The 11088-nt window shown below is 62.2% G+C and carries 9 protein-coding genes; 2 read left to right on the top strand and 7 right to left on the bottom strand.

All coding sequences use genetic code 11. From position 1 onward, the window contains the following. Nucleotides 1-122: 122 nt before the first annotated feature. Complete coding sequence (locus TRIHO_RS22005; RefSeq protein ID WP_068248843.1) at nt 123-1070, top strand: aminotransferase class IV; 948 nt, start codon at nt 123-125, stop codon at nt 1068-1070. A 91-nt stretch (nt 1071-1161) separates the two neighbouring features. Here TRIHO_RS22005 and TRIHO_RS22000 read toward each other — a convergent pair whose 3' ends face one another. The 7 genes from TRIHO_RS22000 to TRIHO_RS21970 form a co-directional block, all read right to left on the bottom strand. Next, nucleotides 1162-2196, bottom strand: coding sequence for an ABC transporter ATP-binding protein (locus tag TRIHO_RS22000; RefSeq protein ID WP_068248841.1), 1035 nt, complete (start codon nt 2194-2196; stop codon nt 1162-1164). Beyond that, complete coding sequence (locus TRIHO_RS21995; RefSeq protein WP_068248839.1) at nt 2193-3188, bottom strand: ABC transporter ATP-binding protein; 996 nt, start codon at nt 3186-3188, stop codon at nt 2193-2195. Before TRIHO_RS21995 ends, TRIHO_RS22000 begins: the two co-directional genes overlap by 4 nt. Then, nucleotides 3185-4345 (bottom strand): ABC transporter permease, encoded by a 1161-nt coding sequence (locus TRIHO_RS21990; RefSeq protein ID WP_068248837.1) that lies wholly within the window; start codon nt 4343-4345, stop codon nt 3185-3187. Before TRIHO_RS21990 ends, TRIHO_RS21995 begins: the two co-directional genes overlap by 4 nt. Before the next feature lie 7 nt (nt 4346-4352). Continuing rightward, entirely contained in the window at nt 4353-5357 is a 1005-nt protein-coding gene (locus tag TRIHO_RS21985; RefSeq protein ID WP_068248835.1) for an ABC transporter permease, read from the bottom strand. 107 nt (nt 5358-5464) lie between these two features. After that, complete coding sequence (locus TRIHO_RS21980; protein ID WP_068248833.1) at nt 5465-7504, bottom strand: ABC transporter substrate-binding protein; 2040 nt, start codon at nt 7502-7504, stop codon at nt 5465-5467. Between the two features lie 69 nt (nt 7505-7573). Further along, a complete protein-coding gene (locus TRIHO_RS21975) occupies nt 7574-8377 on the bottom strand; it encodes a DeoR/GlpR family DNA-binding transcription regulator (RefSeq protein ID WP_068248831.1) in 804 nt (267 codons plus the stop codon). A gap of 221 nt (nt 8378-8598) precedes the next feature. Continuing rightward, the gene (locus TRIHO_RS21970) at nt 8599-10134 is read right to left on the bottom strand and encodes a sulfatase-like hydrolase/transferase (protein ID WP_068248829.1); all 1536 of its coding nucleotides are present in this window, start codon (nt 10132-10134) and stop codon (nt 8599-8601) included. Between the two features lie 108 nt (nt 10135-10242). Here TRIHO_RS21970 and TRIHO_RS21965 point away from each other — a divergent pair, with 108 nt between their 5' ends. Then, nucleotides 10243-11046, top strand: a complete 804-nt coding sequence (locus tag TRIHO_RS21965; protein ID WP_082705279.1) for a DeoR/GlpR family DNA-binding transcription regulator — start codon at nt 10243-10245, stop codon at nt 11044-11046. Nucleotides 11047-11088 lie beyond the last annotated feature (42 nt).

Raw genomic sequence — 11088 nt, 5'->3', positions numbered from 1 at the left:
GGGCCCGTACAGACGCGCCATCTGGCGCGTCTGTCGATCCGCTCTGATCCTGAGAGGCCCCTTGCCAAGCGGCCGGGTCGCATGGTCTGTCTCGGGCGAACGCCATTTCGGACGAGAGCCCCATGACACCAGACACCTCCCCCGCCCACACGACCCACGACGCCGAAGCGGACGACCGCAACGATCACATCAAGATCTACGTGAACGGTGACATCGTTCCAAAGGACCAGGCGGTGGTGTCGGTCTATGATTCCGGCTTCATGCTGGGCGATGGCATGTGGGAAGGGATGCGGCTGTACGATGGCGAGTGGGCCTTTTTCGATGCCCATATGGACCGGCTGTTCAATTCGCTGAAATCGGTCTCGCTGGAAATTGGTCTGGGACCGGACGACATTCGCAAGATCCTCGACGATACGGCCGCCGCCAACGGGATGACCGGCGATGCCCATTGCCGGTTGATGATCACACGCGGTCGCAAGGCCAAACCGTTTCAGCATCCCAGCCTGTCGCGCTGGGGGCCGACAATCGTGGCCATCGTCGAACACTCGAAACCGGCCCAAAGCCTGTCTGCCAAGGGGATCCGCCTGGCCACCGTGCCGCAGGTCCGGGGCCTGCCGATGAGCCAGGACGCCAAATACAACAGCCATTCCAAGCTGAACTGCGTCATTGCCTGCCTGCAGGCCGAACAGGCCGGGGCCGACGAAGGGTTGATGCTGGACCCACATGGGTTTGTGAACACCACCAACGCCTGCAATTTTTTCATCGTGCGGCGGGGCGAGGTTTGGACGTCGACCGGGGATTATTGCATGAACGGGGTGACGCGACAGAACGTGATCGACCTCTGCCGTGCCAATGATATTCCGGTGTTTGAAAAGAACTTCTCGCTCTACGAGGCCTATGGCGCCGACGAGGCCTTTCTGACCGGCACCTTTGGCGCGCAGACCCCGGTGGCCTCGATCGACGGCAAGGAGATCGGCACAGGGGAGCGTCCGGTCACCACCCGTATCCGCGCGCTTTACAAGGAGTTGGTGGCACGGACCGTGGCAGAGCAGAAAACCGCGCGGGGCTAGGGGCTTCCTCCGGCCGTGAGGCGGGGCAGCCCCGCCGGCGTCCCGGGCGTGGGCTGCGCCGTCCCCTCGGTCGGGCGCTGGGCGTCGTGGATCACTCTGCCGGTTCTGCCTGCCTTATGGCGTCAGGCGCCGCCGCCAATTCCCGCCAGTGATGGCAGCTCACCATATGGCCGTCCGCGCCCTTTTCCGCCTGTGGCGCCTCGCGTTTGCACCGCTCGGTGGCAAAGGGGCAACGGGGGTGGAAGGTACAGCCCGAAGGCTGGTTGGTAGGGGAGGGGATTTCGCCCGACAGCACCTGCGCGCGGCCCCTGTCATCCGGGTCGAGCGAGGGAATGGCCGAGAACAGCGCCCGTGTGTAGGGGTGCCGGGGCGCGCGAAACAGCGCCCGCGTCGGCGCGCTTTCGACAATGCGGCCCAGATACATCACCGCCACATGGTCGCAGGTATGGGCCACCACGCTCAGATCGTGGGAGATGAACAGGAAGGTGATGCCAAGGTCGCGCTGGAGCTGTTTCAGCAGGTTCAGGATATCCGCCTGGATCGACACATCCAGCGCCGCGACCGCCTCATCCGCGATGACAAAGCGCGGACCACAGACCAGCGCCCGCGCGATAGAGATCCGCTGGCGTTGTCCACCGGAAAACGCATGTGGAAAGCGGCGCAGGTGTTCGAGGTTCAGACGACAGGTTGCCGCCACCTCGCGCACGCGGGCGTCGGTTTCGGCGCGTGATTTGGTCAGCCCCATGACCTCCAGCGGTTCGGCGATAATGTCGCGCACGGTCATGCGCGGGGACAGTGCCGCATAGGGATCCTGGAAAATAAGCTGGGCGCGGCTGCGGTATTCCTTGAGCGCCGCCCCCTTCAGCTGGCCCAGGTCGTAGCGTACCTCGCCATCGTCATAGGTGGCGCTGCCGCCTGTCACCGGCACCGCCTGCAACAGGGCGCGGCCCAGTGTGGTCTTGCCCGAACCGCTCTCGCCGACGACGCCCAAAAACGCGCCCTTGGGAATGTCGATAGAGATCCCGTCGACGGCCTTCAGCAGCCCCTTGCTAAAGGGACCTTTGCGAATGGCAAACCCCACCTGCAGATCGCGGGTAGAGATCAATGTGTTTGGGGGCGAGGTCATGCGCAGGTCTCTCCCGTGTTCAGATGGCAGGCAACGCGATGGTCTGGACCCGCGTTTGACCATTGCGGCACCGCCGTGCGGCAAGTGTCAACCAGGGCCCGGGCGCAGCGGGTATGAAAGACGCAGCCCGACGGACGTTCCAGCGGCGAGGGAATGTCGCCGGGCACCGGTCGCAATGGCGCGTCAAGGTCATCGAGCTTGGGCAAGGCGTCGATCAACCCTTGGGTATAGGGATGCGCAGGGCCCCGCAGCACCGCCCGCACCGGGCCTTTTTCGACCATGCGCCCAAGATACATGACCGCGACCTTGTCTGCGGTCTGCGCCACCACGCCGAGGTCATGGGTGATGAAGATGATCCCCATGCCGAAATCCTTGACCAGTTCCTGCATCAGCTGGATCACCTGCGCCTGAATGGTCACATCCAGCGCGGTGGTCGGCTCGTCCGCGATCAGCAGGCGCGGCTTGGTCGACAGCGCCATGGCGATCATCGCCCGCTGGCGCATGCCGCCGGACAGTTCGAACGCATATTGGTTGAACCGCGCAGAGGCATCGGAAATGCCGACCCGGTCCAGCATCTCGACCGACAGCGCCTTAGCCTGTGCCCTGGACAGATCGGTGTGGATCAGGAGCTGTTCGACCATCTGGCTGCCGATGGTCATGGCGGGCGCAAAGCTCGCCATCGGTTCCTGAAAGATCATCGAAATGGCGCCGCCGCGAACCACCCGCATCTCGCGCGGGCGTTTGCAGGCCAGCACATCCACATCACCGTCTTCCAGGTGCAGGGTGATCCGGCTTTCGGGGCCGTAGATGGCATTGCCCGCGTTCAGCATCATCAGCGCCTTGGCGGTCACCGACTTGCCAGAACCGCTTTCGCCCACCAACCCCATCACCTCGCCCCGGTCGAGGGTGAAGGAGATATCGTCGACGGCGGTGATCAGCCCTTCGTCGGTGCGAAACTGCAGGGTGAGGTTTTCGACGGTCAACAGGCTCATTTCTTCACTTCCGAATAGGGATCGGCCGCATCGCGCAGCCCGTCGCCGACAAAGACAAAGGCCATCACCAGCGTGATGAAAAAGATCACCGGGATGAAATACCACTGATAGTTCAGCAAGACGTCCGACTTGGTGACGTTCTGCAACATCACACCGAGCGAATTCACCGGGTCCTTCAGCCCCAGCCCGATAAAGCTCAACGCGGTTTCCGACAGCACCATATAGGGAAAGGAGATCACCAGATCGACGATGATGTAGCTGGTGAAACTGGGCAGCAGATGGCGGCGGATCACATGGGAGGGCGAGGCCCCCGAAAGTTGTGCCGCCAGCACGTAGTCTTGATTGCGTTCGGTCAGAAGATGGGTGCGAATGCGCCGCGCCAGGGTCGGCCAGCCGATCAGACCGAGGATCATCGAGATGAAGAAAAACCGCATCTCTGCCGACCATTCGGCGGGGATGAAGGCGGCGATGGCCATGAACAGCGGGATCGCCGGCACGGTGCGGATGGCATCCGTGATCATCTGGATCACACTGTCCAGCCAGCCGCCGTAATAGCCGGAAACACCGCCGATAATCAGCGCCAGCACAAAGGAAATCACCACCCCCATCGCGCCGACCTGCAACGAGGTCCAGACCGCGTGCAAGGTGCGCGAGAAAATATCCTTGCCCGCCGCATCGGTTCCGAAAATATGGATGTAGCCCTCTTCCATGCCAAAGAGGTGCAGGCGGGAGGGGACAACGCCGAAAAGCCTGTAGTCGTCGCCGGTCACAAAGAACTGCATATAGATCCGCTCGTCCTCGTTGACCTTTTCGACCCAACGAAAATTGGTCGCAAGCGAGCGTTCGCGGGTCACCGGGTGCAGGAAGGGGCGCAGGCTGCAGCCGGATTTGTCACAGAACTGCGGCACCTGCGGCGCGCCGTTCAGATAGTCCGCATTGCGCCCCTTTGCCGTTGGGTCATAGGGCGACAGGAAGGGCGCAAAAAGGCCCGACAGGATCAGCACCAAAAGCACACAAGCAGCGATCATCGCAGCGCGTTGCTTCCTAAAGCGGGCCCAGATCAGCTGGCCCTGTGAGGCGGTGAAATAGGCCTGTTTTCGGGCATCCAGCGCGGTTTCCTCGGCGGCGGTCTGCGGGTCCTGGGACAGATCGGTCATTGGGGGCTCACTTCAGGATCGACTTGCGGACCCGCGGGTCAAGCACCGCGAGCAGGATATCGGTGACGAAATTCAGGGCGACAATGGTGGCCGTCAGCAAAAAGATGATGGCGCCGGCCAACTGCTGATCGTTCGAGCGCGCAAGCGCATCGAGCAGCAAAGACCCGGCATCGGTCAGTGTCAGAATGACCGCCACAATCGGCAGCTCGTTAAAGATCCGGTTGAGGTCAAAGCCCACCGAATTGACGATCGGCCCCAGCGCATGGCGCGCCGGATAGCGCCAGAGCAGACGGCGGCCCGTCACCCCACGCGCGGCGGCGGCGGTGACATACAATTTGCCCAGCTCGTCGGACATCAGCGCCCGTACCGTTTGCAAGGCAAAGGCGGTCGCAGACCAGCCGAGGATGAAAATCGGCAACCAGATGTGGCTCAGCAGATCCAGCAGCTTGGTCCAGCTCCAGTCGGCGTTCTTGTATTCGGGCGACAGCAACCCGGTCAGTGTTTCGCCAAAATAGACGGTGGAGACCAGCATGATGATGAGTGCGAGCAGAAAATTCGGCAGCGCCAGACCCAGATAGCTGACGATGCGCAGGCTGTTGTTGGCAAAGGCGTTGTTGGAGGCCGCTGAGAGAATGCCAACCGGCACCGCGATTGCATAGGCCAGCAGGAGCGAGCCGAAACAGATCGCCAGCGAGAACCAGAACTTGTCGCCCAGAAGGTCCGCGATATTGACCCGCAGAATGCAGCTGTCGCCAAAATCGCCGCGAAAGGCCCCGCCAAGCCAGCTGGCCCAACGGGTGATATAGGGACGGTCCAGACCCAACCGCGTACGCTCGGCGTCAATTGCCTCCAGCGTGATCGCTTCGCCTTGGGTGTTTTTGTAGGCCATATAGCGTTCGGCACAATCGCCGGGCACCAGCTCCATCAGCGAGAACACGACAAATGAGACGATCAACAGCGTGACAAACGCCATAATGGCGCGTGTGACGGCAAATCGGGCAAACTGAAGCATCGGGTCTGGGTCTCTCTGTCACGGGCGGGCGCAGGTCTGGCGAGTGCAGCGCGACATGCGGGCACCGAAGTGCCCGCCGTCATTGTCGTTCTGTCTACCGGGGCGGATTACTCCGCCAGGAACCATTGCTGCGGACGGTAGGGGTAGGTGCGGTAGTACTCGTAGGAGGAGGTCTTGAACTCCGGTACGTTCTTCAGCGCCGCATCGCGGTAGATCGGGGCCGGTGCCAGCACGGTGCCGAGGATCAGCAGGTTGCCGGTCATTGTCTCGACCATGCTTGCCGCGGCGGCCTTGGAGGCATCCGAACCCGGAACCGAGGATTGATAGGTGGCCAGATCCGCCATCAGATCCTTGGCCCAGACCGGGGGTTCAATGCCGGCCGCGCCGTCCGAGGACAGATATTCAGCCCAGCCCATCGCGGGACGGATGCCGAAATAGTCGGAGTAGGGCGGCACCCACAGCTGGTTGTCGCCGAGCGAGGTGCCCGCCGGCTGGCCCGCAACCCAGGACAGAACCTGCAGCTGGTTGGCGGATTGTGCCGAGCGATACTCGTCCGAGGTGACTTCCTTGATCTGGGTCTCGACACCCACGTCCGACCAGTTGCGCGCGATCAGCTCTGCCGCTGCTGCCGGGGTGGCCTGGGTCGCGAACTGCCAGTTCAGCAGGAAACGACCGCCGCCGGGCAGATCGCGCATGCCGTCGCCGTCCTGATCAACCAGACCGATCTCGTCCAGCAACGCCTTTGCGCGCTCGGGGTCAAATCCGATCTCGTGGCCCTTCCACTTGCCGTCGATGAACTCCGGCAGCGGTGAAAACCCGACGTGTTGCTGGGGCTGGCCCATGCCGAAATAGACGGTCTCGTTCAGCTCGTTGCGGTCGATGGCGACGGACATGGCGGTGCGGAACTTCAGGTCGTTGAAAACCGCGCGCTGGGCTTCGTCCTCATGGGTGACGTTGAAGGCCAATGTGGTCATCGCGATGGTCGGCTTGATATCAATCTTGTAGCCGCCCTTTTCCTGATTTTCCAGCAACAGCGGTGCACTGTCGAGAGAGACGGCCTGTGATTTATAGGTCACCTCACCGTTGATCAGCTTCAGGTTCCGGACTTCGGCATCGCCGATGTAGTTCTCGTTCAGCTCGTTGATATAGGGCAGCTGGTTGCCGGCGGTGTCCACCATGAAGAAGTAGGGGTTCGCCACATACTGGCGGCCTTCGGCGGTTTCCTCGACGAGGATATGGCTTTCCAGCGTCGGGGTGGTGTTCTTGGGCAGGCCCGCCAGCTTGTCGCCGGCAGTCAGCATTGGCGAGGGCGTGTCCATCCAGTCGGAGTTGCCGTAATAGGCCTTGATCAGGTCATAGCCGCCTTCATAGCCCAGATCCTTGGCTTTTTGATCCGCGTCAGCGGTGATCGCCGGGTGGAACTGGCCAAAGAAATGCTTGGGCAGGAAGGGCTGCACATAGGTGGCTGCGAAGGTTTCCAGCAGACCCGGTTTTGGCGCTTTCAGGTTGAACTGAACCGTGGTGTCGTCCAGGGCCACGACCTCCATCGGTTCGTCCCCGGCCAGCGCATAGCCCTTGGCTTCGGCGATGACATTGGTATCCATCATCAGGTTGTCGTACCAGAACACCACATCTTCGGCGGTAAAGGGGGCGCCGTCGGACCATTTGTGACCCTTGCGCAGATGCACAGTGAGCTGGGTGAAATCCGCGTTCCATTCCCAGGATTTGGCGACGTTGGGCACGATGGTCTGCAGGTCATCCGAATAGCGCACCAGGTTCACGTGACGCACCGACAGGAAATCGGAGGTGCCGCTTTCGGTCGCATTTGACAGCGCCTCAAACGTGCCGCCATAGCTGCCGACCGCCTCATAGGGGGCGACGACCAGCGGTTCCGCCGGCAGGCGCTCTGCCAGTGGCGGCAGGTCAGGGTTGCCCTTGATGCGGGCGTTCAACTCCGCGAGGGCGGGGTTTTCCGCAAAACCCAATTCGCAGGACGCTGCGGTCTGAAATTCGCTCAGGTCGTATTGCTGTGGGTAGGCCCCTGCAGCAACGCCCTGTGCATCGGCCACGGTCACGGCCGGGCAGGCCGCAAGTGCAAGACTGGGCAGGACCATCGCTGCGGCTGTCGTCAAAAGTAGTTTTTTCATAGTTTCCGTTCCTCCAGAACCTATCAGACTGATTTGGGCGATGTCGCCCGGCTTCACAGGCCCGTCCCGCTATTTTGCTTTGGTCATTTTTTCTGACGGAGGGGCTGTATGGGTTGTGATCCCCCAGCGGGCCAAAGCTTCGGCCAGTGCGGGATCGGGTTTCTTTTCCGTGACAAAATCGGTCACCTGTTCGGGTGGGCAGGCGACAAAAGGCGCCCGCTTTTCGCGTTTCGACAGATCCGCAACCACGATGATGCGGTCGGCCTGACCTGCGATAGCGCGGGTGATATCGGCCTCCAGCGCGTTGCCTGTGACAAATCCATGCCGTGGTGAAACACCGTCGGCGCCAAGGATCAGCGCGTCATAGGAAAACTGCTGCGCCAGCGCCTCGGCGGCGCGGCCAAAACTGCCCCGTTCGGCGCGCATGACTTCGCCGCCGGTCAAAAAGACCCGGCTGCCGTTGTTGCCGGCCAGCGATGCAATCGCGGAGATCGAGTTGGTCACCACCGTCAGACCGCTGTGGCGACGCAGGTGTTCGGCAACATAGGTGGTGGTGGAGCCGACATTCAGAAAGATGGTCATCTCGTCCGAAATCAGCTCTGCCGCCTTGCGGGCAATGTCGGATTTGGCTCCGGCGTTCTTTTCCAGCGCGCTGGAGTAGATCGGCGCATCCTGCGGATGGCTGAGGTAGGTGCCGCCGTGCACCCGCTCGACCTTGCCTGCCTGGGCCAGGTTGCGCACAAGCCGCCGCACGGTTTCTTCGGAAACGCCGAGTGCATGGGCGATCTGAACATTGCGTGCCGACCCGCCAAAGCGCGCCAGCACCTCAAGGACCTCATGTCCGCGATGCGGGATCTTGTCGCTGTCTTCCATGGGGCGCGGCCTTTTCGCGATTCGACTTGCTCCACAAAAGTGCACGAGGACGTGACAGATTTGTGTATTAATTTGCGTAAGTTGACCGTTTTCGACCGATTTTGGTTGCGGAGCGACCTGTTGCGCCCCGGTGTCGGGGCGTAACTTGCTGCTATGATTGAAAAAATAAATTCCGCGTCAAACCCACAGAACAGCACAAAACTTTGGCGACCCTCGGCCCGCTAGGCAAAGCGGCGGGCCTGTTTGGCGCCCTCTGGCGTGATCGCGTCCAGGGACAGCAGGTGATTCATGTTGCGCATCCGGTGGCGCAGCATGGCCTGCATCATCCGGCTCAGGTCCTCGGCGTGTTCCGCCGCCGCCGCGACATTGACCATTTCGCCTGCACCGTGATGATCAAACAGCACCGGTGGCAGATCCGCGGCAAAGACCACCAGCGTAAACCTGTCGTCGCGCAGGATCGCCAGATTGCTGTCGCTGGCGCCGCTGCCCAGCGCCGTTTGCCAGGCGGTGGGGGTGATCGGATCGCCATAGTCGAGTTCAGAGAAGCTGTAGCGCCGCCAATCCGCGGGGCAGGTGCCGTGCAGCAGCGGCATCAACGACCGTCCGTCGACCGCATTGGGGACCGTTTGCTCGCAAAATTCCAGTATGGTCGGCATCAGGTCGACCGATTCCGTCCGTTCGTGACGCACCACACCGGCCTGGGACTGGTTTCCCGGCAGGCGGATGCTCAGCGGCGTGTGATAGGCCGCGTCGTAAAAGCTCTGTTTGCCCCACATGTGGTGATCGCCGAGCATCTCGCCATGATCGGCAGTCATCACCACCAGCGTATCCTCGTATTGACCGCTTTGCTTCAGATACCCGATCAAGCGTCCGAAATGATGGTCGACCTCCGTCGCAAGGCCAAGGTAGACAGCGCGCAGCTGCTGGATCGTCTTGGTGTCGGGGTGCAGCCCTGGCTGACCGACCACCATATCGCCGGCCTTGGTCGCGGCCATCGCCGGGCCGCAGAACGGGTGGATCGCCGCCTCATCCGAAGGTGCCGAATGGGCGACCGGAAGCGGCAGCTGCGCGGGGTCATACATGGTGTTGTAGGGGGCCGGGGCAACCAGCGGCGGATGCGGACGAATGTAAGTGACATGGGCGCACCAGCCCTGATCCTCGAGCCCGGGCAGATGCGCCAGAACCCGGTCGGTCAGAAACGCGGTGTCGCTGTCCTCGGCCCGGTACAGCGCCGGATCGCGGGGACCTGCGGTGCGTCCCTGCGGCGCCAGAGGTCGATACAGATCTGCGTAGCTGGCGAAGGAATAGCCTTTGGATTTCAGATGTGCCCGCCAGGGAAAGGATTCCTCGAACCGCATTTCCAGAGCTTCGGAAAATCCATCCATGGGTTGTTCATAGCTGTGCATCGCCGGGTCGCCCGGCGGAAACTGGCGGGGATCCTGCGTGGTGTCGGTATAGCCGAACAGCAGCGGCGTCCGGCCGCCCTTGCGCAGCTCCCGCGCCAGGTTCGGCGTGTCATGGCGCAGCGGCGTACCATTGCGCACGCTGCGGTGGTTCATGGCGTATTGGCCAGTCAGAATCGAGGTCCGGGACGGCCCGCAGGGGTTCACTACCGAAACATGGCGATCAAACGACACCGAGTCCTGGCGGAACTGGCGGATGTTGGGCAGATCGACACTTGCCGCCAGTGCACCTGAAACACAATCTGCGCGGAGTTGGTCAAAGATCACAAACAGGATGTTGCGTGGGCGGGGCATTCGGTATCCTCATTGTCCGGGCAAGCGCGTCATCTCGCGGATCCATAACACAGGAATGAAAGCGACGATGGGTAGTTTTGTGGAATTTTCACCCAAGGTGATCGCCCCGTGAGTGCGGAAAAGCTCAACCATCGTGGGGTCGAGCTCTTGCAGGCGCTGGAGCGGTTCGGCGGCTCGGCCCGCTCGGCAGATCTGGCAGAGGCGCTGGATGTCTCCGGCGAGACCGTGCGCCGCACCATAGCCGGCCTCGCAGAGGCAGGGCATGTCCAGCGGGTGCATGGTGGCGTCTTGCTGTCAGGACAGGACACCGGTGGCAGCGATTTTGTCGCCCGGATGGGGCAACGCGCGCGGGAAAAGCGCGCGATTGCCCGACGTATTGCGACAGAGATCACCGATGGCATGACCGTCTTTCTCGATGTCTCCACCACCACGAGTTTTGTGGCGGAATGTCTGACCCGGCGCAGCGGTTTGACGATTGTCACCAATGGGGTCAGCGTTGGACAGGCGCTGTCTGATCGCAACCGGACCAGCCTCCATCTGCTGGGCGGTGAAATGTCAAATCGCGACAATGGCACGTTTGGCACATTGACCGAAACGCAGGCCGCGCGGTTCGCCTATGACCTGGCGATTTTTGGCGTCGATGCGATTTCGGTCTCGCAGGGCTATCTCTACCACAGTCCGCCCGAGGCGGCGCTTGCTGGGGTGGTGGCGCGCGGTGCGGCGCGCATCGTGGTCGGCGCGACCGGTGAAAAACTCCACTCTACCGCGCCGCACAAGGGGTTGCTGCCCGGGCAGGTCGACATGCTGGTTTGCGATAGTACGCTGCCTCCGGATCTGGCAACGGCGCTTGCGGCGGCGGGGACCCGGCTGGTGGTGGTTGATCCCGCGCCAGAGCCGCAACCGGCGACGTGACCGCTCAAGACGGCGCGCGCCGCCCATGACAGACATGGACGG

This window comes from Tritonibacter horizontis, from assembly GCF_001518015.1.
Lineage (GTDB): Bacteria > Pseudomonadota > Alphaproteobacteria > Rhodobacterales > Rhodobacteraceae > Epibacterium > Epibacterium horizontis.
This window is presented reverse-complemented; position numbering and strand designations above follow the sequence as displayed.